The organism is Microcoleus sp. CAWBG640, assembly GCF_020883015.1.
GTDB classification, from domain to species: domain Bacteria; phylum Cyanobacteriota; class Cyanobacteriia; order Cyanobacteriales; family Microcoleaceae; genus Microcoleus; species Microcoleus anatoxicus.
The window spans coordinates 171,075-193,945 of sequence record NZ_JAHRFC010000004.1 but is presented as its reverse complement, the minus strand read 5'-3'; the positions used below and the strand labels follow the sequence as shown (position 1 = coordinate 193,945).

At 43.1% G+C, this 22,871-nt stretch carries 27 protein-coding genes; 7 read left to right on the top strand and 20 right to left on the bottom strand.

The window, feature by feature from the left end:
• The coding region (pyrE, locus tag AAFP11_RS04005) for an orotate phosphoribosyltransferase (RefSeq protein WP_341735853.1) at positions 1-811 on the top strand (811 nt) is incomplete at its 5' end.
• A gap of 284 nt (positions 812-1,095) precedes the next feature.
• On the opposite strand, the gene leuB is transcribed toward pyrE, so the two are convergent.
• On the bottom strand, positions 1,096-2,175 hold the full coding sequence (leuB, locus tag AAFP11_RS04000; RefSeq protein ID WP_341735852.1) for a 3-isopropylmalate dehydrogenase: 1,080 nt from the start codon (positions 2,173-2,175) through the stop codon (positions 1,096-1,098).
• Between the two features lie 204 nt (positions 2,176-2,379).
• Here leuB and AAFP11_RS03995 point away from each other — a divergent pair, with 204 nt between their 5' ends.
• Positions 2,380-3,585, top strand: a complete 1,206-nt coding sequence (locus tag AAFP11_RS03995) for a DUF4336 domain-containing protein (RefSeq protein WP_341735851.1) — start codon at positions 2,380-2,382, stop codon at positions 3,583-3,585.
• A gap of 233 nt (positions 3,586-3,818) precedes the next feature.
• Positions 3,819-4,982, top strand: a complete 1,164-nt coding sequence (gene hemH, locus AAFP11_RS03990; protein WP_341735850.1) for a ferrochelatase — start codon at positions 3,819-3,821, stop codon at positions 4,980-4,982.
• Positions 4,983-5,365: 383 nt separating this feature from the next.
• Here hemH and AAFP11_RS03985 read toward each other — a convergent pair whose 3' ends face one another.
• Positions 5,366-5,977, bottom strand: coding sequence for a DUF4126 domain-containing protein (locus tag AAFP11_RS03985; protein ID WP_340550447.1), 612 nt, complete (start codon positions 5,975-5,977; stop codon positions 5,366-5,368).
• A 278-nt stretch (positions 5,978-6,255) separates the two neighbouring features.
• On the opposite strand from AAFP11_RS03985, the gene AAFP11_RS03980 reads away from it, so the two are divergent.
• Positions 6,256-7,542, top strand: a complete 1,287-nt coding sequence (locus AAFP11_RS03980) for a Glu/Leu/Phe/Val dehydrogenase (RefSeq protein WP_341735849.1) — start codon at positions 6,256-6,258, stop codon at positions 7,540-7,542.
• Positions 7,543-7,830: 288 nt separating this feature from the next.
• Here AAFP11_RS03980 and AAFP11_RS03975 read toward each other — a convergent pair whose 3' ends face one another.
• The 17 genes from AAFP11_RS03975 to AAFP11_RS03895 form a co-directional block, all read right to left on the bottom strand.
• Positions 7,831-8,427, bottom strand: coding sequence for a CPBP family intramembrane glutamic endopeptidase (locus tag AAFP11_RS03975; protein WP_341735848.1), 597 nt, complete (start codon positions 8,425-8,427; stop codon positions 7,831-7,833).
• Positions 8,428-9,579, bottom strand: coding sequence for a DUF3326 domain-containing protein (locus tag AAFP11_RS03970; protein WP_341735847.1), 1,152 nt, complete (start codon positions 9,577-9,579; stop codon positions 8,428-8,430). It lies immediately after the preceding gene.
• Positions 9,576-9,779: a hypothetical protein gene (locus tag AAFP11_RS03965; protein ID WP_341735846.1), complete on the bottom strand. Its 204-nt coding sequence runs from the start codon at positions 9,777-9,779 to the stop codon at positions 9,576-9,578. The genes AAFP11_RS03970 and AAFP11_RS03965 overlap by 4 nt, the downstream gene beginning before the upstream one ends.
• Positions 9,780-9,844: 65 nt before the next feature.
• A complete protein-coding gene (locus tag AAFP11_RS03960; RefSeq protein WP_341735845.1) occupies positions 9,845-10,162 on the bottom strand; it encodes a 2Fe-2S iron-sulfur cluster-binding protein in 318 nt (105 codons plus the stop codon).
• A 240-nt stretch (positions 10,163-10,402) separates the two neighbouring features.
• Positions 10,403-10,948: a Uma2 family endonuclease gene (locus AAFP11_RS03955; RefSeq protein ID WP_341735844.1), complete on the bottom strand. Its 546-nt coding sequence runs from the start codon at positions 10,946-10,948 to the stop codon at positions 10,403-10,405.
• Between the two features lie 164 nt (positions 10,949-11,112).
• On the bottom strand, positions 11,113-12,294 hold the full coding sequence (locus AAFP11_RS03950) for a GTPase (protein WP_341735843.1): 1,182 nt from the start codon (positions 12,292-12,294) through the stop codon (positions 11,113-11,115).
• A gap of 188 nt (positions 12,295-12,482) precedes the next feature.
• The gene (locus AAFP11_RS03945; RefSeq protein WP_341735842.1) at positions 12,483-13,022 is read right to left on the bottom strand and encodes a Uma2 family endonuclease; all 540 of its coding nucleotides are present in this window, start codon (positions 13,020-13,022) and stop codon (positions 12,483-12,485) included.
• Positions 13,023-13,069: 47 nt separating this feature from the next.
• Positions 13,070-13,567, bottom strand: coding sequence for a DUF29 domain-containing protein (locus tag AAFP11_RS03940; RefSeq protein ID WP_341735841.1), 498 nt, complete (start codon positions 13,565-13,567; stop codon positions 13,070-13,072).
• A 117-nt stretch (positions 13,568-13,684) separates the two neighbouring features.
• Positions 13,685-14,257, bottom strand: a complete 573-nt coding sequence (locus AAFP11_RS03935; protein WP_341735840.1) for a hypothetical protein — start codon at positions 14,255-14,257, stop codon at positions 13,685-13,687.
• Between the two features lie 27 nt (positions 14,258-14,284).
• Entirely contained in the window at positions 14,285-14,533 is a 249-nt protein-coding gene (locus AAFP11_RS03930) for a MafI family immunity protein (RefSeq protein WP_341735839.1), read from the bottom strand.
• A 41-nt stretch (positions 14,534-14,574) separates the two neighbouring features.
• The gene (locus AAFP11_RS03925; protein ID WP_341735838.1) at positions 14,575-14,964 is read right to left on the bottom strand and encodes an EndoU domain-containing protein; all 390 of its coding nucleotides are present in this window, start codon (positions 14,962-14,964) and stop codon (positions 14,575-14,577) included.
• 8 nt (positions 14,965-14,972) lie between these two features.
• On the bottom strand, positions 14,973-15,902 hold the full coding sequence (locus tag AAFP11_RS03920; RefSeq protein ID WP_341735837.1) for a hypothetical protein: 930 nt from the start codon (positions 15,900-15,902) through the stop codon (positions 14,973-14,975).
• Complete coding sequence (locus AAFP11_RS03915; protein ID WP_332993960.1) at positions 15,902-16,126, bottom strand: hypothetical protein; 225 nt, start codon at positions 16,124-16,126, stop codon at positions 15,902-15,904. Before AAFP11_RS03915 ends, AAFP11_RS03920 begins: the two co-directional genes overlap by 1 nt.
• Before the next feature lie 47 nt (positions 16,127-16,173).
• Positions 16,174-18,234 (bottom strand): FtsK/SpoIIIE domain-containing protein, encoded by a 2,061-nt coding sequence (locus AAFP11_RS03910; RefSeq protein ID WP_341735836.1) that lies wholly within the window; start codon positions 18,232-18,234, stop codon positions 16,174-16,176.
• Positions 18,222-20,519, bottom strand: coding sequence for a hypothetical protein (locus AAFP11_RS03905; protein ID WP_341735835.1), 2,298 nt, complete (start codon positions 20,517-20,519; stop codon positions 18,222-18,224). The genes AAFP11_RS03910 and AAFP11_RS03905 overlap by 13 nt, the downstream gene beginning before the upstream one ends.
• Positions 20,520-20,698: 179 nt before the next feature.
• Positions 20,699-20,989: a hypothetical protein gene (locus AAFP11_RS03900; RefSeq protein ID WP_341735834.1), complete on the bottom strand. Its 291-nt coding sequence runs from the start codon at positions 20,987-20,989 to the stop codon at positions 20,699-20,701.
• A gap of 73 nt (positions 20,990-21,062) precedes the next feature.
• Complete coding sequence (locus tag AAFP11_RS03895; RefSeq protein WP_341735833.1) at positions 21,063-21,506, bottom strand: hypothetical protein; 444 nt, start codon at positions 21,504-21,506, stop codon at positions 21,063-21,065.
• A 188-nt stretch (positions 21,507-21,694) separates the two neighbouring features.
• Here AAFP11_RS03895 and AAFP11_RS03890 point away from each other — a divergent pair, with 188 nt between their 5' ends.
• Genes AAFP11_RS03890 through AAFP11_RS03880 form a run of 3 tightly spaced genes read left to right on the top strand, consistent with a single transcriptional unit; the run spans position 21,695 to position 22,446 of the window.
• Entirely contained in the window at positions 21,695-21,907 is a 213-nt protein-coding gene (locus AAFP11_RS03890; RefSeq protein ID WP_106149040.1) for a helix-turn-helix transcriptional regulator, read from the top strand.
• A 57-nt stretch (positions 21,908-21,964) separates the two neighbouring features.
• On the top strand, positions 21,965-22,177 hold the full coding sequence (locus tag AAFP11_RS03885) for a helix-turn-helix transcriptional regulator (RefSeq protein ID WP_293154889.1): 213 nt from the start codon (positions 21,965-21,967) through the stop codon (positions 22,175-22,177).
• 56 nt (positions 22,178-22,233) lie between these two features.
• On the top strand, positions 22,234-22,446 hold the full coding sequence (locus AAFP11_RS03880; RefSeq protein ID WP_106149042.1) for a helix-turn-helix transcriptional regulator: 213 nt from the start codon (positions 22,234-22,236) through the stop codon (positions 22,444-22,446).
• Between the two features lie 17 nt (positions 22,447-22,463).
• Here AAFP11_RS03880 and AAFP11_RS03875 read toward each other — a convergent pair whose 3' ends face one another.
• A complete protein-coding gene (locus AAFP11_RS03875) occupies positions 22,464-22,832 on the bottom strand; it encodes a hypothetical protein (protein WP_341735832.1) in 369 nt (122 codons plus the stop codon).
• Between the last annotated feature and the right edge of the window lie 39 nt (positions 22,833-22,871).

Genomic DNA, 22,871 nt, shown 5'->3' with positions numbered 1-22,871 from the left:
AAATGGTATCGCAGAAGCAAACGACCTCTCTCAACTGCTGGCGGCTGGTTTAAGCAAGAATGGTGAAGGTTTATTGCTACCAATACCTGCCAGTTTATTCGCGGAGTCAAATCCCCGCGAAGCAGTGCAAAAATTGCGGGATAATATTAACGAACATCGGCTAAGGGCGATCGCAGGTAGTCCTACTTGCGAATTATGGCTACCGGATGTTTGCTTTTTGCAACCAGAACCTCACCGGGATTTAATCTTGCAACTTTATGATATTGGCTGCGTAGTTTTTGGGGACCACGTACAAGCATCAGGAGCAGTATTTCCATATTACATTGACTTGCGAAAGATTATCTCAATTCCGCAAATTTTTCACCAAATAGTCAGCGCCTATGCAGAAATTCTCAAAGGCTTAAAATTCGATCGCATTGCGGGAATCCCCTATGGTTCCTTACCCACAGCCACGGGTTTAGCTTTGCGGATGGAACGGCCCATGATTTTTCCCCGTAAGGAAGTGAAAACTTACGGTGCGGGAAAGTTAATTGAGGGGCATTTCCAGGCGGGAGAAACTATTGTGGTAGTTGATGATATTTTGATTAGTGGCAAGAGTGTGATGGAAGGGGCTGCTAAGTTAAAATCTGCTGGGTTGAAGGTGGAAGATATTGTGGTTTTGATTGACCACGAACAGGGAGTAAAAGATAAATTGCTGGTGAATGGTTATCGAGCCCATTCTGTGTTAGCGCTTTCGGAAATTGCTCAGATTTTGTATCAAGCAAATCGGATTGATACGGAGCAATTTCATCTTTTGACTGCGGAACATTAAACCCCAATTCCTGTAGGGGCGGGCGCATAGGTGTCAACTTAAGCTCAAATCCAGTCAGAGATTGCTGTTTGACTCTTAAATCCAGATCCCCCCTAGCCCCCCTTAAGAAGGGGGGGACAAGAGTCCGATCAAAGTCCCCCTTCCCCCCTTGGGGGGGGCTAGGGGGGGGTGGGGATTTAGGGGGATCTGGACTATGGTAAAAACGACATTTATCAAGGCTTTCAGGCTTAAGTTGACACCAATGGGGCGGCATCGCCCGCCCCTACAAGATTATTCGATCGACTTTACAAAACTTCCATCAAAGCATCGCTCATCGCCCGACAACCGACAAGTTTCATGCCTTCTGACATGATATCACCAGTGCGATAACCTCGGTCCAAAACTTCCACCACCGCTTGCTCAATCTTAGTCGCGGCTTGCGGTTGGTTCAAAGCATATCGTAACATCATTGCTGCACTCAAAACTTGCGCGATCGGATTAGCTTTATCTTGTCCAGCAATATCTGGTGCGGAACCGTGCACTGGTTCAAAAACTCCCGGCCCTGTTGCGCCCAAACTAGCAGAAGGTAGCATTCCAATACTACCAGTTAACATTGCTGCGGCATCAGAAAGAATGTCACCGAATAAATTGCCAGTTACAATTGTATCGAACTGTTTTGGCCACCGGATTAACTGCATTGCTGCATTGTCAACGTAGAGGTGAGAAAGTTCCACATCAGGGTATTCTGAGGAAAGGGCAATTATGCGATCGCGCCACAGTTGCGAAACATCCAAAACATTCGCTTTATCCACGGAACACAGCCTTTTGCCACGCTTCATCGCCGTCTCAAAAGCTACTCGCCCGATTCTGTCAATTTCCGACTCGGTATAAGCCATGGTATTGACACCGCGTTTTTCCCCAGTTTCCGTTTGAAAAATACCCTTCGGCTTCCCAAAATAAATGCCCCCAGTCAATTCGCGGATCACCATAATATCCACGCCTTCGACAACTTCCTTTTTCAAAGAAGAAGCATCAACTAATTGAGGTAAAATAGTCGCGGGACGCAAATTAGCAAACAAACCTAATCCGGCACGCAGCCCTAAAAGTCCCGTTTCTGGCCGTTGTTCACGGGGTAAATTATCCCACTTATAACCGCCGATGGCTGCTAATAATATAGCATCGCTGTTGCGGCAAATTTCTAGGGTTTCATCTGGTAGTGGATTGCCTGTTTCATCTATAGCAGCACCTCCCATTAAAGCTTCTTGAAAATCAAAGCCGATGTCGAATTGTTTGCCGACAATTTTCAAGACATCTACTGCTACAGCGATAATTTCAGGACCGATTCCGTCTCCGGGTAAAAGAGTGATCCGGTAGTTTTGTGTCATATCTACTAAGTCGATAAATTTTGCGAGCTTATGATTATATCAGGACAAGTTACCTAAAACTTGAGAAAGTTGTTTGTAGTAAAAAGGTTTCTAATTACTGAAATCATTGCTTTTTATTGCATTTTCTTGCTTCCTGCTTCCTTCTTCCTTCTTGCTTCGGCTATAGTTCGATCGCACGTACAGCAATTTGGAAGGAGTCTCTCCGTGACAGCAGGCGAAGATACACCAATATCAGAACAGATTGATTCCAAGGACTTTTCCTGGCCTTTTTGGCCCCTAGTCCCCATCTATCCCTACAGCAGGCGGCGGACAATCCGCAAGGAAATCGTTAAGGACACAATCTGGACTTTTGACCAACTTCAGGGCATTTTCTACGTCGTTGTCCCGATTCGGATGACGGTGATTAAACTCGAACCAGAAGGCCTTCTCGTCTACGCCCCTGTCGCGCCAACCCCTGAATGTATCCGCTTGGTAAATGAGTTAGTAGCAGAACACGGTGAGGTTAAGTATATCCTGCTGACAACTATTTCCGGCATCGAACACAAGGTTTTTGTCGGCCCCTTTGCTAGATGTTTTCCCACCGCCCTGGTGTTTGTCGCCCCGCAGCATTGGAGTTTTCCGCTGAATTTACCCCTGAGTTGGCTGGGTTTTCCCGCAAAACGCACCTTTGTACTTTCCCCCGACAGCAGCAAAGCGCCTTTTGCCGATCAATTTGATTTGGCGATTCTTGGTCCGATCGACCTTCGCTTAGGTTGGTTTGCGGAGGTGGCGCTTTTTCACAGGCGATCGCGCACGCTGATGATAACAGATTCCGTGGTTTCGATTCCCGAAAATCCACCGGCGATCGTCCAATTCGACTCTTACCCGCTGCTGTTTCACGCCAAAGACAGCGCCTCCGATATTGTGGCAGACACTCACCAAAACCGTCGCAAGGGGTGGCAGAGAATTGCTTTATTTGCCATGTATTTTCGCCCTAGTGTGTTGGAAGTGCGATCGTGGTCATCTGTATTAGCAGGGACACTCAAAGCCCATGAACGTTCTGCCAGAGCCTATTTCGGCTTGTTTCCCTTCAGGTGGCAAGCGGATTGGAGGCGATCTTTTGAGGCCTTGCGGGGAGGAGGGCGATTGTTTGTCGCACCGATTTTGCAAGCTTTGATTCTCAATCGCGCACCCCAGGAAACCCTCGATTGGGTCCATCAAGTGGCGAGTTGGGATTTTGAAAGAGTGATACCCTGTCACTTTGATTGTCCCGTCGCCGCCAATTCCCGTGAATTTCGGCAAGCATTTTCTTTTCTGGAAAAACACTCTGATGTCAACCTTTTGCCAGAAGCAGATTTTCAATTACTTAGGGATATTGATGCAGGTTTAAATAAAATTGGTATTGTCCCGCCAGCTAAGGAGAAAGTTTAGCAATTATTGCCAAAGTCAAAATTATGTATACGTTGCTATCGACTTAAGATATTATAAAGTTATATTATAAAGTCGGCATGGGGCATCGGCACGACTCTAAATGGACAAAGAGGGAAGGTAAGACTGCCTCGGCAGCACATCCCCGTCAACTGTCAAGAGTCACCGCCCTCACAGAGCGGTGAGTATGTCAATAATAAGTAACAGAACTGGACGATGAGAGAGCTGTAACCGTTATGGGCCGTGTAGGAGTATTGCTATTAAACTTGGGCGGACCCGATAAAATCGAGGATGTCCGCCCTTTCCTGTTCAACTTGTTCGCTGACCCGGAAATTATTCGCCTGCCGTTTCCCTGGTTGCAGAAACCACTCGCCTGGTTGATTTCAACCCTGCGTTTTCAGAAATCCCAGGCAAACTACCGCCAAATCGGGGGCGGCTCTCCTTTGCGTCGCATCACAGACGAACAAGGGCTAGCGCTGCAAAAGCTCTTGGAGTCCAAGGGAAAAGATGCGCGTGTTTATGTGGGGATGCGCTACTGGCATCCTTTTACCGAAGAGGCCATTGCCCAAATTAAGCGCGATGGGATCGAACATTTGGCAATCTTGCCACTGTATCCTCAATTTTCCATCAGTACCAGCGGTTCTAGTTTCCGACAACTAGAAGAAATCTGGGGAAAAGATCCAGAACTCAAGGAGATGGAATATACTGCTATTCCTTCTTGGTATCATCGTCCAGGCTACATTCAGGCAATGTCTGAATTGATCGCCCAGGAATTAGACCATATTCCTAATTCCGATCGAGTTCATATCTTTTTTAGCGCCCACGGTGTCCCTGTCAGCTATGTAGAAGAGGCTGGAGACCCCTATCAGCGGGAGATAGAAGATTGTACTCGTCTGATTATGGAGCATTTGAATCGATCGAACGAACACACTCTCGCCTATCAAAGTCGGGTTGGCCCGGTGGAATGGCTCAAGCCTTACACCGAAGATGCTATTACCGAACTGGCGGCTAATGGAGTCGAAGATTTGTTAGTAGTTCCGATTAGTTTTGTTTCCGAGCACATCGAAACTCTGCAAGAAATTGACATGGAGTATCGAGAATTGGCCCAAGAGTCGGGAATTCAAAATTTCTACCGAGTGCCGGCGCTGAATACTCATCCGGTGTTTATTGAGGCTTTGGCTGATTTAGTCATCGAGTCGCTGGAATCTCCCAGTGTTAAGTTCTCTGATGTGGTACGCCCTTCTAAGAAAGTGAAGATGTACCCTCAAGAGCAGTGGGAATGGGGTTTGACTACGGGGGCGGAAGTCTGGAATGGTCGTGTGGCGATGATTGGTTTTATGGCACTTTTGCTGGAGTTAATTACCGGTCACGGTCCTTTACATTCGATCGGCTTACTTTAAATTAGAAGTTGGGCATTGGGAGTTGGGAGTTGCCCAACTCCCCCCTACCCCTAGGGCTGTTTCTCAAGAAAACGATGATGGGGAATCATACCCACCCCTAGCCCCTCCCTGGAGGGGAACCGGATCTAGTAACCAATAACCAATAACCAATAACTAATAACCAATAACCAATAACCAATAACCAATAACTAATAACTAATAACTAATAACTAATAACTAATAACTAATAACCAATAATATCGTTTCCGGCTGCATCGGAATGATTTAACCGCAGAGAACACAGAGGACACAGAGGGAGAGAATAGAGATCTGAATCATTCAGATGCTACCGGATTTGATATAACCAATAACTAATAACCAATAACTAATAACCAATTATTAAATTAATCTGGATCGCGTTTACCTTGACGGGGATTTCCTAATAACCCTTGCGTTGCTTGACTCCTGTACCAGCGATACCATTCTTTAGAACTGCGAATTGCCAGCCACAGCAGCAGCATCGCAATCAATCCCCCTTGCCGCGGCGCATCGAAGGCAAATAACACCAAAGCAATACACAAAGCGTCTTGAACAAAAATCAGCCACATCGGCAATACCTTCAGCCGATAAAGCCATCCTGCTTGCACCAGTTGCAGCACTAAAGCCAACAAACCTCCGACAACACCAATAATCCACAGCATCCAAGGGTGGGCAACAAGTTCGTCGATGGAACTTACCTGAGCGATCGCAATTGCCATGATTGCTCCTACAATGGGGCTGAAAATAACTTGCACAATTTGCAACACCCGCTGTCCCACAAAGGTTTTAGAAGCAAATAATTCTAATAACGACCAACTCACCAAAATTGCTATCACCACTTGGGGGTGAAGCCCCGACAATAGAGGTATTTCTGACCAAAGTTTATCGATGCGTAACAAACCAATTAACAGCAGGGGCATGGCAATTCTCATACCCCCCGCCGCCGACGCAGAGAGGGCAGCTAGGAGTCCAACCATAATAATTATTTAGTTAAGAAGGTGAGTTAATTAGTCGATCGATGTCAGATTTTCCTTACCCTAATGGCTGGCTTTGATTTAAGCGATCGAGCTCAAGTTTTGCCTTGAGTTCACTATTACTCTCTATTGTAAGTCTAAATGCTTAATTTGTGGTTGCCGATGGCAGATAGTCGATCGAGACAAAGTTGTTGACTGTTGTCAGTGTATATAAGTATTATTAAGTTAAATTGCTGAGCAAATCTGCTTCCGAATTTCCGATTCCTTCTTCCTTCTTAATTATGTCTGAATCATTGTTTACTGATGCCAGCCGCCGATTAGAACGAGCCTTAAAATATGTATCCCTTTCCGAGGATACGATCGAACGGCTGAAATATCCCAAATCTAGTTTGATTGTATCAATTCCAGTGCGGATGGATGACGGTTCTCTGCGAATTTTTCAAGGTTATCGAGTGCGCTACGACAATACCAGAGGCCCGTCCAAAGGAGGAGTGCGCTACCATCCCAAAGTATCCCTGGACGAAGTGCAATCCTTAGCATTTTGGATGACTTTTAAATGTGCAGTTTTGAACTTGCCCTTTGGAGGCGCCAAGGGAGGCATTACTGTAAATCCCAAGGAATTGTCTAAACTGGAATTGGAAAGGTTGAGCCGGGGCTATGTGGATGCGATCGCCGATTTCATTGGTCCAGATATCGATATTCCCGCACCTGATGTTTACACAAATCCCATGATTATGGGTTGGATGATGGATCAATATAATACCATCAAACGGCAACTTTGTCCAGCGGTTGTCACTGGTAAACCTGTAACAATTGGTGGTAGTTTAGGTCGAGATACGGCTACCGCAACCGGGGCTTTTTTTGTATTAGAAAATATTCTGGCAAAATATGAGTTAGTTCCTCAAAATACCACTGTAGCAGTACAAGGTTTTGGCAATGCCGGTGCAGAAATAGCCGAACTACTGTGGAAAGCAGGTTACAAAGTTGTGGCAGTTAGCGATTCCCAAGGGGGGATTTATGCTAAACAAGGTTTGGATATTCCCAGCATCCGCAGTTTTAAAGACTCGAATAAAGGTATCAAAGCTATTTATTGTGAAGGCACTGTTTGCAATATTGTCGAGCACGAAATTTTGACTAATCAGCAAATTTTAGCTTTAGATGTAGATGTGTTGATTCCCGCGGCTTTGGAAAATCAAATCACTGAAGCAAATGTTGATAGCATTAAGGCTAAGTTTATTTTTGAAGTAGCTAATGGTCCCATTGATTCCGCTGCTGATTTGATTTTAGAAGCCAGGGGGCTTCAGGTAATTCCTGATATTTTAGTCAATGCTGGAGGCGTAACGGTTAGTTACTTTGAGTGGGTGCAAAATCGTAGCGGACTTTATTGGAGTCTGGAGGAAGTTAATCAGCGCTTGAAGCATAAAATGGTGGAAGAAACTGAGGCTATCTGGAAAATATCTCAGGAGTTATCAGTTTGTATGAGAACTGCTGCTTACGTCTACGGGTTAAACCGACTGGGAGAAGCGATGAATGCGAAGGGAACGCGCAATTATTATGTTAACGGTTAAATAAGATACCTCGTAAAAACCAAGCTGTGAACAGGCTGGAGGGCCATTGGTGTCAACTTAAGCCTGAAAGCCTTGGTATCTCTCGTTCATAGCCAAGTCTAGATCCCCCTAAATCCCCACCCCCCCCCTAGCCCCCCCCAAGGGGGGAAGGGGGACGAAAGATCGGACTCTTATCCCCCCCTTCTTAAGGGGGGCTAGGGGGGATCTAGATTTAATAGTCAAACAGCAGTCTGTGGCTACCTTTGACCTTAAGTTGACACCAATGGCTGGAGGGCCTGTTACACAATTTTAAAATCGATGGGCTGTTTGGTTTTCCCACTTCCAAACACAGCTAGAAATCAGATTTGTACAAATATGAGCTAAAATTGGGACTAACAAGTTTCCAGTATTTAAAAAACTGTAGCCTAATAGCAATCCCACAGCAGTTGCCCAAACTGCGTAGGGCCACTGATCGATGCCTCCTAGGTGCAAAATGCCAAAGCAAAAACTGGATAAAATTAAACCGGTAGCATTTAATCCTAATGCCGACATCATCACGCCTCGAAATAGCAATTCTTCGCTAAGTCCGGGTAACAATCCCAACCAAATTAAATCTGGCCAAAATAAGGGTTTGAGGACTACTTCTAGGTAAACGTTGGCACTGCGCCGATAACCGGGCCAGAGGTGATAAACGATCGCACTACCGCCGGAAATGACTAATCCGATCGCACATCCTTTGAGTAAGTCAATTCCGATTAATTTGACTGGCAAAAGCGATACCGATCCAAATAGCAACCACAATTTAGCTACCGCCAGCAATATAATTGCTGTCACGCCCATTGCTACTAAAACTTGGGTACGTGTCAATGGTTCAAATTCGGGATTTTCGGGAATTTTTTCTGCCACTTAATCAATTTTAGATTTAAGATTTGAGATTTGTTTAGTTGAGTCCGACAAACACCGCAAGGGGGAAATGTCTGCACCCAAGGCAACTGGTGTGATGCCTGCTCGTAAAGCAACCAATACTCCGATCGCCTCTAAATATGAGTTTACCTGCAAAGCTTTGATTCCGAGTTTTTCTGGAGGAACTTGCATTTGGGTTTTGTTATCGGCCACTGCAATGATTTGTACAGCCGATCGCCCACTCAAACTCAGGATAGCACTACCACCGCAGGCTGTCGCTGGTATGACCACAGCATCGACTCGATCTTTGGTAATTGGTAATTGGTAATGGGTAATTGGTAATTGAGTATGCTTTCTTTCTCTGTCTGTGTCTCTCTCTTCAGTGCTCTGGGTGACAAACTGCGGTGCTTTGCTGAGCCCGGCGAGCACGCAGGGTAGAAAAGTATACCCGATTTCTTCAGCAGCCGATCGCGGTGACAGATGCGGATCGAGGGGTAGCGGCAACAGGGCAGGAGCGTGAGCACAGGGGATTTTAAATGTTCTGACAATGAGGTGACTGATCACTGCTTCTGCGCCAGCCAGAGGGTCAACTCCTTTGCCGTGGCGGTAGTTTTCGAGGGCGAGACTGCCTATGTCGTCGGGAAATCTGGCCACAACCGCGATCGCCTCGACTTTTGCTTGAGTAATTAATTTTTCAGCAGCGCGTAATAGACTGTCGGGATTTGCGATCGTCCCCCAAGATGCCCCTGATTCCGACATTCGCAATTCTACATTCAGGGGAACATCGGTTAAAACATAATCTGTTATGTTCAAACCTAATGTAGCTCTAGCAGCATCAACGGCTTGCAAGTGGCGCAACTGCAAGTCTGGTTCGATGCCGCGATCGAGGATTAAGCCAATGCGATTTTGATGTACTGGTTGTAGACCCCAGCATCCTTGTGCAAATTTGTCAAGGCCATAGCCTTCGACGTAAAGAGCGTTAGGTATGGGCCAATAGAGTTGAGCGCCGTTGAGGACGTTGGGGTGAGTAATCAGGGTATCTGAAACTTGGGCGATCGCCCTAGCGACAGGTAGGGCATCCCCTGCAAAGCCCCCGATGGACGCTCCAACGCCTGTGGGGACTATCAACACCACTGTCAAAGGACGCAGGTTCACGCTGTTGCCTGGGATGGTTCTAGGGTGGATTCTAGGAGGACATAGCCTTCTACCACGACTTTTTGGCGATCGACATCAACGTCTGTGACAGCCCAGCGCAGTGGTTCGCCGTGCTTTTGCAGTTCAATTTCGATCGCCGAGTGGAGTTCTTCGGCTGTATCGTGGAGGTGGACTTCTGCGGAAATGAAATGGGTAGTCATAGGCTTGTCCGTAATTCCTGAATGGTGATACCGCGATCGGTAATTGTATCCATTTTAACTTAATTCTAGGGTTTACCGAACTGGCGATGGTAGACAATATCTTCTTTTTCGGTTTCTATCTTCAAGTTCGATCGAGGAAAAGCAACGCACAACAACACATAACCTTCCGCTTGCAGATCCGGGCTAACGCCCATGCAATCGGTTTGCTCAACTTGCCCTTCAATAATTTTAGCAGCACAGGTAGTACAAACCCCGGAATTGCAAGAACTTGGCAACTCAATGCCGGCGGCGTTGGCGGCGCGCAGAATTTGTTTGTCTTCGGGTACTTCTACGGTGTAGGTGCTGCCTTGGTGGAGAAATTCTACGGTGTAAGTCTTGGACATATTTTTATTATTGGTTTTAAGGGCGATCGGAATTTACGTTATATCTGCAAACAAAGCAATAAATATCTTACCGCCATTCGAGATTTTGTGCAAATTTGCAAAATTTATAGGAGTTACGCATGGGCGTCGAGAAACCGGGTTTTTTCCCAAAATACTTGATTACAGCCATTAAATTCTGTAAAAACCCGGTTTCTTTGCAATGACAGGCAATATATTATGTTCAATCACTAATTTTTACATTTAACCCAACAACTCATCAACAGCAACACTAAAACCCAGCAGCACTAACTGAGTGCTGATTACGTCACCGGAATTAAACGCTAACTTTTGAGTTTGAGTCATTATCATTATCCACAGACTTTCTGGAAAAACTATCCAAACTTCCAGACAACCAGAATCCAAATACTCTTGTGCTTTCAGAAAAACATCTTCGGCAATATCAGTCGGAGAAACTATTTCAGCAACTAACAGCGGGCTTTGAGGAAAAGTAGGAACATCACCATATTGAGCAACAAGTTCAGGTGTAAGATAAGCCACATCCGGCCGTCGTACTCTCAGGTTAGTACGACAAGGAACCTCCGTATAGACTTCGCCACCTTGTCCGCTAGAATCTTTGTAATTTCCCCAAGAACGATCTAGTCTGGATTGGATTCGACTGTGTTTTACTGTCATGCCATTTTTCTCCGCGATTTGCCCGTCCACCCATTCCATATCGTCGGGGGGACTGGCTATAAAGTCTTCTAGAGAAACATTTTCTGATAAAACGGCTGCCATTACCATAGCCATTTACTCCCTTTTGCAGAATTCACTCATATTATAGCAATTATTTGTTATTTGTTATTTGTTATTGGTTATTGGTTATTTGTTATCGGCTACCGATGCCCTATGCCCTATGCCCCATGCCCCATGCCCTATGCCCCATGCCCAATACCCCATGCCCAATGCCCAATTTACTCAATATTAATTTGATTGGGAGGCTTCGGTTGATTTCGATTATCATCCTTCAAAGTTTTACGTCCCGAACTCGCATAATCCTTATACAAATCCACAAACATCTTTGTTAACTGCTGCAAAGAAAGTTGTTCCCCATTAACTTGAGCTTTCATATAAGTTTTGAGCACTTCAATATAAGCCAAACCGAGAGCAAGCGTGAGAGTAGCAGCCGTCGCACCGGAGATAGCGCCACCGACAATTGTACCCGCACCGGGAATCATTTTTATCAAATTAGTCACAATACTTCTACCAACAGCAGTCACCCCACCAGCACCGCTAATAGCAGATAGCATCGCCGAGATAAATCCCTTATCAAAGGGCATTCCAAAAATCACAGTAATATTCGCAATCATTGCCGTTTGCATCGTCATCAAAATTGGTGCATCAGCAAACGGTACAGGAGTTGCACCGATAATCGCAGAACCGGCAACATAGGCACTTAGATACTTAAATGCCATGTCGGATTTTAGTCCAATATTCGCAATTTGTTCTTTAACAAAGGCTTTTTTTGCTACTTCCGGCAGCAGTTGAAAAGTTGCATCAACTAACTTATCTAAACCGTGAGATTTTACTGTATAATCCTCATCAATTTCTTCCGGTTCCGCCATGACTGGGATAACTTGACTCACTGGCAAATTCATGTGTTCCAGTTGCTTGAAAAACTCGCTCGGTTTTTTCGATGTAGTTTGAGTCAGCACTAAAATAACTGGTACATCCATGATTTCCATTTCTCTTAGCCAGCCTTCCTCCACGGATTCTATGCGATTTGCGCCGTGATTAATGCAGTACCAGATGACGTGTATGTGTTCTTTGGGGTGGAGGAGTCTTTGGTCTTCAATCAGTTTAGCAACGTTTAATTGAATAATTTTAATTTGTTCGGCGTTGAGTTCGAGTCCGGGAGTGTCGTAAACTGCGATCGGGCAATTTGGTTTAGTATATTGGCGAATACCGTGAGTGACGGGGCGGCCGACTCCGGTTTCTGCTAAGCGCTGGCGAAAAACTGCATTGATCAGGGTACTTTTGCCGACACCGGTTTTGCCGATGACTAAAACATTGCACTGTCCCACTTGGTTTTCTGCCTCTTTGAAGGCGTCGTAGCTATTGATTAAAAGCTCGTCTAGGGAAAAGTCGTTTGACATGGTGGTTTCTAGAATGGTGGAATATTAAGGATTAAGCATTCATTTTTAACTTTAAGCCGTAGGGTGCGTCGCCATCTACAATCATGAAAAAAAGCGATAATCTCCCAGCGACGCACCTTACAAACAGGGTTGAGGAAACAAACTGAACACTCATCATTTTGGCAAAAATTTGGTAAATTGGTATTAGTTTAAGCTAGCAAGCGATCGACCTCGATGCTAAAACCGATTAGTATTTGTTGAGTGCTAGCTGTATCGCCGGATCTAAATGTGAATATTTGATTTTGAGTCATCACAAATATCAAACGACTTTCTGGAAAAACCAACCAGACTTCCTGACAGCTAGATGCTAAATATTCCTGTGCTTTGAGAAAGACATCTTCAGCAATATCGGTGGGTGAAACTATTTCGGCAATTAAAGGAAAACTTTGGGGTAAAGTGGCAAGATTGCCAAACTGTGCAACTAATTCGGGTGTGAGATAAGCGACATCGGGACGGCGAATTTGTCGGTTAGTGCGGCAAGGAACCTCGACATAAGCCTCTCCACCTTGTCCGCTAGAATCTTTGTAATTTTTCCAAGCCTCCCCCAGGCTTAACTGAATTTTCCCCGTCTTGATTGTCATGCCATTTTTCTCCACAAGTTGGCCGTCTACCAATTCCATGTTATCGGGTGGAGCGACCGTGAACTCTTCTAAAGTAAAATTATCCTGTACAGCAGTAGCAGTGACCATAGCCATTTCCTCGCTTTTGCATATTCGTTGATACTATTATGATTCAATTATTCAATATTTTCAGGATTTTCAGACTGATCGCACTCAGGCGGTAAAAAATCAGGATTAAGAACTTCTTCTCCAGTAAATGGAGACTCTGGGGGAAATGTCGCAATAGATAAGCCAGTTTCACCTGCGGCTAGTTTCCTAGCATTTTGATAAGATTCATTAAAAATATCTTCAAAAAAACGATATAAACTCGGACTGGTTTTGAAGGTATCTCCGAGGCGTATCCGATGTTCTATAATGGTGTAATGCCAACTATTTGTTCGTTTTTCTGGCTGATATTTATACTTAAGCAAGTGCATTAAAAGTACCCTCAAATTACTTTTTAAAGCATTTTTATCGCTTTTCCCCATGCTTTCCAGTTCCTCTAGTAAGTTCTCTAAATCTATTTCGGCAAACTTTCCCTCTTTTAATAAGTTGATATTTGTCTGTAACCACAGATAAAAATCCCGTTCGTAAAGAGATGTTATTGCAGTTGTCATTGATTGGATAGTTGTCATTTTGTTTGACTCCCTTTCTCTTCTCTACACATAAGTGTAACATATTCGATAATTTATCGCTGAAGTTAGCTTTACGGGCTGAAATGAGCCGAATTATGCAAGAAGTGCGATCGCACTTTATGGTAGTTTCTCACGCAGGGAAAGCCAAGTGTTGAGTTCTTCATCTAAAACACATTTATCAGTTTCAGCAAGTGCTGCGATAACTTTCAATCGATTTTTAAGTTGTCTTAACTCACGAATTTCTGCAATGGGTAGCGTTTTCCAATTACCAACCTTTTTTTCGACATCTTCCCGCGACTCTTTGATGTTATGCCAAAACCATTGTAGAATTAAGTTAACATCGAGAACAGGGTCGTCGGAAATTACTCCAAGTTTGGCAATCGCCCCAGCCCGCAGCATCATTGAAGAAATTGTAAAAGACTCGCCGCTACCTGGTTTTTTCTGTTCTGCGGCTTCCGATAGGCGATCGTAAATTGTGGTTGCTACTTGTGCCCATGTGCGATCGCACAAACCGGAACCATTTTCACCTTTTCGAGCCTTAGTAGAGGCAACATCGGCTAATAGCAGCCAGTTAAAGTCTTGTGGTTGGGCGGTTTGACCTGAAAATATGTTTTTGATCCAAATGAGTATGGATTCGGCATCTTGTTCTAGGATGCGATCGACGGATATTATCGTAGGAGATTGAGTCATGATTTATCTACTCCACATATTCTCTTCTCAAGTAGTTACCTGGACTTTTAACATCTCCCAAGTTTCTCGTTCCATGTTCAAGATATTGCCCACTTCTTGCAAGAGTTCATACGCCTTTAAATCTATGGAAATTTCGTCTTCAATGAGAAGATCGCACAAAGTCTCTAACGCCAAATTCCACTCACCTGCATTGATGTACGATTGAAGGAATTCTGTTTGAGCGTCCGAAAAAACTTCCTTAAGTTGGGCAAGGACTTCATTAAGTTTCTTTACCACAATTTTATAATCAAACATGAGTCTATCTCCTTAATTATTATCTACGGGTTGGGCGATATATTAGTCGGAAAAGCTGTGATGACACCTCTGCCATCTGGTTCTACAATTACTCTTATTTTAACACCGTCTCTAGTTCCATCAATCTGCCATTTCACAGGGTTTCCTGTCTTAGTGTATTTAGCACCCGCTTTTCCATTTTGCTGGAACCAGATAGAATTAGGGTCTTGAATCACCTCCGAAATATAATTCATTATCTGCTCGTCGCTCCAGCGCGCGGGAAATTCACTTTTACCAGAAATTCCTCTACCAGGGCCGTGACCACCTCCAGTTGCGTCACTATCGAGAATATGAGTGCGTTGCTGAGAGTTGATTTGAGATAGATTATTGACATCAATTCCAGCGGGAATATTGCCTGAAGAATTATTGCTCATAGAAGGAGTTACTTAAACTTTAGCAAAGACTTAAGATAAGTATAAATTAATTCTTTTTTCCAAAGTATATGTTCATAATCAATGGTCATAGGATGGATGGTAACATTGACCCCGTTTTCTTGAGATTGAAGTCGATTGAGTTTGTGCTGACATTTAGCATAAGTATCTCTAGGTACATAAAATTTGACTTCACCTCCTCCATTTTCCTGAAGATAGTTTACATATTTCTTAGCTGCTGTCTTAATGCCATTAATAGAACTAGGTTTATAAGCTTTTGCATCACAAATTACACGGTGAGATGTTAGATAAAAATCTGGTTCACAAGGGTAATATTTGCCATTTTGAAAGTGCAATTTAGGTTTAATTTGCAAACTTGACTGAAGATTTTCTATATTATCAGAGTCCAACAGCATTTTTAACAAGGCTACTTCTCCTTGATCTCCTTGTAGTTTTTTATCCGGTTTTTGCTGATAATAGTCACTGGCGGGATTTTGAGTTAAATCTGTGAGTCTTTCTGTCGCGTTGGGATTTTCATATAACATCCAAGAATCACCGGGAATGTTAGCGAGTTCGAGGGCTAGCCATGTGGGTACACCTGATGCAATAGCCGTTGTCAAAAAAATCTCGCTTTTGGCGATCGCATCTTGAATAGAAGTATCATTAACAGTCGTATTTGCCAAGCTAATTGTTGGAGAAATGATAGAAGGCAAGAAAGATTGTACTCCTATCATCGCCTGAATTAACTCTATCTGATTTTGAGTTACCTTCATGCGGCTCATTTCCTCACAGCAGATTTCCAGAATGTCAGAAATCTCTCGCTTTAGCTCATATATATCACAATCAGGTAAATATTTAGCACGGCTTTGCACCTCAGCCAAGCTATCAATAACTTGACTGAGCATTGACTGAAGCACATCGCACTCTTGGTTGATTCCCATTAGCCTCCTACAGTTTTCATAATATCCTCAGCTTGTCCAGTGGCTACATTTAACGTTTTAATTGCTTCATCACAAATTTCATAAATCTGCTGAACTTTAGATCGTGCTTCAGCTAAACTGGCATCTGGTAGCTGCCCTGCTTGTGATTTAGCGTCATCCATGAGTTCCATGATTTGATTCAGTGTTTTTTGAAAGTCTTCTACTTGACCTACTAAATCGCCCATAACTCACCTCACTACATTTGTTGTTATGTCATTTTAATACAAATTCGTTAACTAAACAAGCTATCTTTAGTCCAGATATCTTTTGGGACATGAGGAGTGGCAATTAGTTTAGTTTCTAGCTCTAACCCTCGATAAATTGCCCTTCCTTTGGGATTGACGGGTAAACTACCTGCGCGATCGTCATCCAGTAGTCTAGTGCTAATATTAGGTTGGACACGAAAAACAACCCGCTCGTCAAGATTATATAATATTTGAGTTGGAGTTACGTTCGTATCGGCTGGTTGTTGAGTGCAGTAGAAAATATTAATATCGGCAACACGAGACTTCAGAACTAAGGTCTCTAAATCTCGATAGATGTTAGCCTTTACAGACCTTTCTGCGTTGACGATTGATGCAGCTTCATCAACAAACAATATAATTCTATGATCTTGGGTATTAGACTTAGCTCTCAATTGAGCTAAGCTTTCAACATCTTGGGATATCATCTCATTAAGCCGTTGCTTGTATTTTTGCACAAGGCTATTAAGGAGAGAGGCAAAATCTTCAAATTCTGTAACGAGTTTAACATTGGGATAACGTCTAGTGATGCGATAATAATCTAAGCCTTCCTTAAAGTCAGCGATGTAAATTTCTCGTTCTGCTTGGATTTTGTGACTGGCATATAAAAACTGATATATCATGGAATTGATAAAGTTAGTTTTGCCAGATTTTGGTACGCCAGCTACTAGCCGATGGGCAATATCTTCAAAATTAGAAAGACAAGGCTCTCCACTTTCCTCAACTCCCACTAGATATGTATCTTCATTAATTAAATGACCGTATTTTTTGATAACATCCTCAATGGGTAAAATCTCTGGCAACATTTTTACTGTTTCTTCAAATGACGTTGTATTATTCACTGGTGGAATAGCTATGCGGAAAAAGCCGCTAATTTCTTGGGCTGTCGCCAGTCGGTGCAATGGCTTTAAATCAACCATCCGAGATGGTGGCGGAGTTGATGACAACTTCGCTAAACCTGAACCATCTGAAACAGCATTATATAGTTGCGGTAGATTTTGATTTTGAGCTGAGTTGACACCGCCAATCATTGGTGGTTGATTTTGATGGTAGAATGATGGTTTGTCGGGAAAACTACCAGAATCGCCGCCGAATTTTCCTAATCCTTTTTTTTGTGGCTGAATTGTATTTGCAATTGACATTTGACTGTTGTTTTTATGCCAGCCTTCCCATTCAATCGCACTGGAAATATTTACGTTTTTTGTGGCTTCCAAGCTTTCGGAAAAACCGGGTTGATTTTTGCTAACTTGGATGATTCGGCATCGTTTTCCGTGAGGTGTTTCTTTGATGGCTTCATGGATGAGAGCGTCGAGGACGGGAAAAGCATCGGCACGATTTTCGGCTAGGGCTTTGATGCTATATTGGAATAGGTCGCTGTTGGGATAGGATTGTTGGTATTTTTGGTAGAGTGCTGATGTGACTGAGAGAATGTTGTCTTTGATTCCGCTGGTGTTGGCGTTGACTTTATCCAATTGAGTTAGCATTTGGTTGATGGCATTTACCCACAAGGATTTTTGATTGGGGTTGTCATAGGTTTGTAGGGTGATTTCTAAAATGAGTTTGCTGTCTAAGCGGTGGATGACATCGCAGACTGCTGACATATCATTGGTTTGATTTGCCTCGAAGAGGTGAGGTAGGTAGTAATTTTGGGGTGGGATGAATTCTTCATGTTTGAGAATTTCGCCAATTGTTTGCACCCAGTCTAAGTTTTGGAATGGGGTAAGGTTTGGTTGAGGGGTGAGGGTGAAGAATTGGCTTAATTTGCCTTTGGTGAGGAGGCTGAGGATTTGTTCGGAATGTTCTGCGGTTTGGGTGTTGTGGGGGTGATTGATTAGGAGGTAGGTTTTGAGTTTGGGGGATTGATTTGCATCGTAGATGTAGCGGAGGGAAATTGTTAGGTTATTTCCGAGGTGGCTAATTGAGGTTATTAGCTGTTGTTGGGTTTGTTGGAGGTTTTTACGGAGTTCAGTTGGGCGAGTATTATTTTGAATAGTTTGCTTAGGAGTAATTTCTAAGCCCAGAAGATACGATGGATTACTTATTCTTTCCATTGAGTATTTAAATTGTATATAATAGATTGTATATCTTGAAGCTGTTTTTGACCTTTTTGATATTCTTTTTGACTTTTTTGATATTCTTTAATAGTATACAGTAACATTACTACTATTGAAACTATTGATATTATGACAAATCCAGTTACTTCATAATGAGCGACTACATTCAACCAGACTAGCCAATACAATGATGCACCTAATATTAGGACAATTTTATGATATATTTCAATAGTATCATCTATCAATTGTGGTATGAATAATATCATTGATAAAAAATGAAATCCCACATATAAAATAAATGGCATGGCGAACACAAAAATTAAAGACGGGGACTCGACTTTTTCTATTTTTTTTTGTTTTTTTGTCAGAAACTCTAGTAAATAAACTTTTATTGATTTCAAATCTCTTTGAATTTGGCCGATCTGATTATAAGCATGGGAGTCTATATTAGAAAGTACAATTTTTTGGTCGAGAATACATACTTTTTTAGGAATAGGAAAAGGAAACACCGTATTCATCGTTGTTTTCGCTTGTTCATTATAATAAGGTAAATCACCATAATAAGAATACTCATTCTTATCTCTCTCACACATAAAATCAATAGTTTTGTTAATCAAAAATTGATTAGATTGAACCTTTTTATTTTCTGGTTCAGTTTGAGTAATTTGCCCTCTTAACAATTGTAGCCAACTTTCAATCGGTGACAGGTATTCATCCTGCTTATTTTCCAGAAATTGTTTCAATACGGAACTGGTTCTACCGTATCGTCGCGCTAATGATTCAGATGCTGCTATAGCACTTGTAAATATCTCTGAAATTTCCCTATGATCCTGACTTGCTGATGAAAAATAAGTTTCTAGTTGTGAAATCGTTAAGTCTTGTAGTTGAGACTTCTGCAAAGTATCCAAGCTGTAGCTAAAAACCAAAGCCTTCAATATCGTATCAGCATCAGGCTCTACTCTAGTTAAATCATGCTTGTATGGAGTCAACAGCCTCACCGCCGCATTCCGCAACTCTATCTTTTCCAACAACAACTGACTCAAGGTTTTCAGCCTTCTGCTTAAATCAGTTGTGGTATTGATAATCTCCGCTGCATTAATTCTCAATGCTGTTTCATTGTTGGAATTATCTAAAAACTTTTCCAATAGTCCATAGATAAAATCCTCAGCATAGTGATGAAATGCTTGCTGAGCTTGACGCAGCCCCAATTCATGGAATTTAGGATTTCTTTCTTCCAACAACAACTTACTTAATGTTTTCAGCCTTCTGTTTACATCCGTTGATGTATTGATAATCTCCGCAGCATAAATTTTCACTGCTATTTCATTGTTGGAATTATCGAAAAACTTTTCCAATAGTCCATAGATAAAATCCTCAATCTCAGTAGATAGTTTAAAGACTGACTGAGATTGACGCAGCGCCACTTCATGCAATTTGGGATTTGTATCTTCCAACAACAACTTGCTTAAGGTTTTCAGCCTTCTGTTTACATCCGTTGCTGTATTGATAATCTCCGCCGCATGAATTCTCAATGATGTTTCATGGTTGGAATTATCTAAAAACTCTTCCAAAAGTCCATAAATAAAATCCTCAATCTCAGCAGATTCTTTAAAAATTAACTCCGCTTGTCGCAGCGCCGCCCCTTGTACAATGCTATTGGGTGAAATCAATCCCAAATACACCCCTCGCCCGTGTAACTTGGAAATGACATCCCCGACTAAATCCTGATAATTCAGAGATCGATCGCGATCGTTTAATAATTCATCAGCGGGCCCGTAGATCCAAAATTCTAGATGCCTTTCATATTCTGCGGTTGTTTCTCCTCTGGTGTTTAGGCGCGGAATTCTGTTGATTTCTATTAACTTACGATCGCGAATTTCCCTACGAATGCGATCCAGAGGTTCAGTGAAACCGCCGCCTTCTAAATGTTGTAAACTCTGCTGAGAATATCCGATCGCCTCCAACGCCGAAGCCGCCGCCCACCGACTCAAATCGTTGCTAACTTCCCCCTTCCCCTTGACTTCCTTGGCGATATCTTTCAGCACATCCCAGTCTGCAAAAGCCTCTTTAACGCGATAGTGTTTTGCAGCCACGCCTAAGCCTTGTAGCGCTAAAGCCCGCGTGGTTAGTGATGCTTGAGTTTCCCAGATGTTGACGAAAAAAGGAACAGCGCGATCGGGATTCTTTTCGGCATAATCGAAGAATGCTTGGATTTGTTCGCCTACATTCCGATAGCGATCGGGTAAATCGCCTCCGCCTGGGATGTTTGAAAGGTTGCTCATGGGCTTAACGGGGATAGGGGGGAAGCGCATGGAAAAAATTTTATCCCTTAAAGTCTAGCTTGCTCTGCTAAAAAAAGCAACTTGTATCTGTAGGCGCATAAACAGGACTTACGCAGGTACGCTACATATTAGCCGCTTTTGAACAAATAAATAGATTTTAATTTTTTTTTGCTAATCTATCATTGATTCTCTCCCAGTTTTCTGATGAGAAATCTGACTTCTTCGAGCAGAATATTAAATCGTTGGTCATTTTCTATTTTGTACTGTTGAAAATCCTGATCCCGCCGCCGCATTTCTTCATCCCGCCGCCGCATTTCTTCATCCCGTTGAGAGTCTCTTGCTAAAATAGCATTGACAGCACCTACAAGCATATCGACATTCTGGTTAGTTTGTTCGATATTCCTAGTCGTTTGCTCTACAGTGGAAGCCAAATCATCCACCATTTCATCTGTCCAGCGTTCGGTTGTCATTGTTCTTATTCCTTTACTTTCTTCAATCAATATTTTACGACGGTTGGCTTCTATTTTTAGTCGATCGCTCTTCTTAGAAATGTTCCAGCAGGGATTTCTCTTGGGCGTAAACCTTTCGCAGCGACTCAAGGGCTATTCGACTTAACATCAATTTAACCACCCCCACCAACTCTCCCCACTCCAACAATTCAGAAACAGAAACAGCCTCCCGAAATTTCTCCCCATAGAAATCCACCCAAAAATCCGGCGCATATCTCTCCTTCAGACTCGCCATCCGCCGCTTCCAATAACCAAAATCTAAACCAGATGGCGATTCCACTCCCACCACTGGCGGAAAGTCGGCATAACTCACAAACCGACTCATGCCTTTGGCGTGCACGTACAGGATATGCGCCCAGCACTCGAAGCGATATATTTGTTCTACCTTGATTTTCAGCAGCCGCGCGATCGCCTCTTTTGTGACAAACCGGCTTAATTTGTTTCTGGGGGTTGATTTTCGCGAAAATTTTGTTAACATGGTGGCTAAGTGTCCTATGTGATTAATTTGCTAGTGTCTTATGTGATTAATTTGCTGTGGAATTGATTCCTGTGTGATTGATTCCTAGGAGACTTTGATTTGGATAGGCGATCGTCTTTAAGTTTTCCAGACCTGGGCGATCGCTTTTTACGATAAAATTATAATATACTATATCTAGTGGTCTGTCAATGGGTTTAATTAGATTGCGGGTTAGAGAATTTGCTGGCGAGAAAGGCTGGACGATCAAAGAGGTTTCTGACCGATCGGGAGTCAACTACAGCACCCTCAGCACCTATTCACGTTCTCCAGGAATGGCAATGGTTGATTTTACTTGTCTGCTCAAGTTGGCACGTACTTTTGACGTGATGGTGGAAGATTTGGTTGAGGTCGTCAAAGAGTAGCCGATCGCCTTTTGTAGTATAATTTTGTGACTGATATTAGTCAGGTTTCAATAGCTTATGGGCTTAATTAGATTACGAGTTAAAGAATTTGCTGCTGAGAAAGGCTGGACGATCAAAGAGGTTTCGGAGCGATCGGGCGTAGTCTACAGTACGCTCAGAACCTATGCCCGATCGCCCGGATTAGCAACAATTGATGTGACAGCCTTGGACAAGTTGGCGAGGACTTTTGATGTGATGGTCGAAGATTTGTATGAGATTGTCCAAGATTAGTCGATCGCCTTTTGGAATAAAAATATCTTATGATGGTACACCATCATTTGTCAAGTATGGGTTTAGTCAGACTAAAAGTCAGGGAATTTGCCGCTGAGAAAGGTTGGACGCTAAAAGAGGTTTCAGAGCGATCGGGAGTAATTTACAGCACCGTCAGACACTACGCGCGCTGTCCGGGAGTGTCAACTATTGATTTCATTTCTATACACAAATTGGCCCGCACCTTTGATGTAATGATCGAAGATTTGGTGGAAATTGTGCAGGAATAGGCGATCGCATTTTACTATTACTCGACAGTTGCTAGCATTTCATTGACAGACTCGCTTTGTGTTAGGGCTTCCCAATCAGATGCGACAGGTTGGTAAGAACAGTAACAAACCACAATGCGTTCCTCAGTATCCAAAGCAGAAAACTGCTGAACGCGAGTAACTACCCAGTCTCCATCTTTCCCGTGAGTAACTCCATTACCAGGCTCAGATAGATTCTCGTAATCGCGAGTTTTGTCCCCTACTTGAGGAATTTCTGGATTTTTTTCCCAAGTCCAATTCTCCCAAAGTATATTAGTTAGACCGCCCCTCGGCATGAGTTGACGTTCTTCCCAGCCGGGAGCACTCATGCTTTCTGTTTTGTAGACAATCCAGATTTTTTTAGCCATTTTTTTAAAGACGATCGCACAATCAGGTTCAATAATTCG

Excerpts from the sequence above, each read along its gene's own strand:
- leuB (WP_341735852.1), bottom strand. The coding sequence starts at position 2,175 with ATGACACAAAACTACCGGATCACTCTTTTACCCGGAGACGGAATCGGT.
- hemH (WP_341735850.1), top strand. The coding sequence starts at position 3,819 with ATGGGCCGTGTAGGAGTATTGCTATTAAACTTGGGCGGACCCGATAAA.
- AAFP11_RS03985 (WP_340550447.1), bottom strand. The coding sequence starts at position 5,977 with ATGGTTGGACTCCTAGCTGCCCTCTCTGCGTCGGCGGCGGGGGGTATG.
- AAFP11_RS03980 (WP_341735849.1), top strand. The coding sequence starts at position 6,256 with ATGTCTGAATCATTGTTTACTGATGCCAGCCGCCGATTAGAACGAGCC.
- AAFP11_RS03965 (WP_341735846.1), bottom strand. The coding sequence starts at position 9,779 with ATGACTACCCATTTCATTTCCGCAGAAGTCCACCTCCACGATACAGCC.
- AAFP11_RS03960 (WP_341735845.1), bottom strand. The coding sequence starts at position 10,162 with ATGTCCAAGACTTACACCGTAGAATTTCTCCACCAAGGCAGCACCTAC.
- AAFP11_RS03955 (WP_341735844.1), bottom strand. The coding sequence starts at position 10,948 with ATGGCTATGGTAATGGCAGCCGTTTTATCAGAAAATGTTTCTCTAGAA.
- AAFP11_RS03950 (WP_341735843.1), bottom strand. The coding sequence starts at position 12,294 with ATGTCAAACGACTTTTCCCTAGACGAGCTTTTAATCAATAGCTACGAC.
- AAFP11_RS03945 (WP_341735842.1), bottom strand. The coding sequence starts at position 13,022 with ATGGTCACTGCTACTGCTGTACAGGATAATTTTACTTTAGAAGAGTTC.
- AAFP11_RS03940 (WP_341735841.1), bottom strand. The coding sequence starts at position 13,567 with ATGACAACTATCCAATCAATGACAACTGCAATAACATCTCTTTACGAA.
- AAFP11_RS03935 (WP_341735840.1), bottom strand. The coding sequence starts at position 14,257 with ATGACTCAATCTCCTACGATAATATCCGTCGATCGCATCCTAGAACAA.
- AAFP11_RS03925 (WP_341735838.1), bottom strand. The coding sequence starts at position 14,964 with ATGAGCAATAATTCTTCAGGCAATATTCCCGCTGGAATTGATGTCAAT.
- AAFP11_RS03920 (WP_341735837.1), bottom strand. The coding sequence starts at position 15,902 with ATGGGAATCAACCAAGAGTGCGATGTGCTTCAGTCAATGCTCAGTCAA.
- AAFP11_RS03915 (WP_332993960.1), bottom strand. The coding sequence starts at position 16,126 with ATGGGCGATTTAGTAGGTCAAGTAGAAGACTTTCAAAAAACACTGAAT.
- AAFP11_RS03910 (WP_341735836.1), bottom strand. The coding sequence starts at position 18,234 with ATGGAAAGAATAAGTAATCCATCGTATCTTCTGGGCTTAGAAATTACT.
- AAFP11_RS03905 (WP_341735835.1), bottom strand. The coding sequence starts at position 20,519 with ATGAGCAACCTTTCAAACATCCCAGGCGGAGGCGATTTACCCGATCGC.
- AAFP11_RS03900 (WP_341735834.1), bottom strand. The coding sequence starts at position 20,989 with ATGACAACCGAACGCTGGACAGATGAAATGGTGGATGATTTGGCTTCC.
- AAFP11_RS03895 (WP_341735833.1), bottom strand. The coding sequence starts at position 21,506 with ATGTTAACAAAATTTTCGCGAAAATCAACCCCCAGAAACAAATTAAGC.
- AAFP11_RS03890 (WP_106149040.1), top strand. The coding sequence starts at position 21,695 with ATGGGTTTAATTAGATTGCGGGTTAGAGAATTTGCTGGCGAGAAAGGC.
- AAFP11_RS03885 (WP_293154889.1), top strand. The coding sequence starts at position 21,965 with ATGGGCTTAATTAGATTACGAGTTAAAGAATTTGCTGCTGAGAAAGGC.
- AAFP11_RS03880 (WP_106149042.1), top strand. The coding sequence starts at position 22,234 with ATGGGTTTAGTCAGACTAAAAGTCAGGGAATTTGCCGCTGAGAAAGGT.
- AAFP11_RS03875 (WP_341735832.1), bottom strand. The coding sequence starts at position 22,832 with ATGGCTAAAAAAATCTGGATTGTCTACAAAACAGAAAGCATGAGTGCT.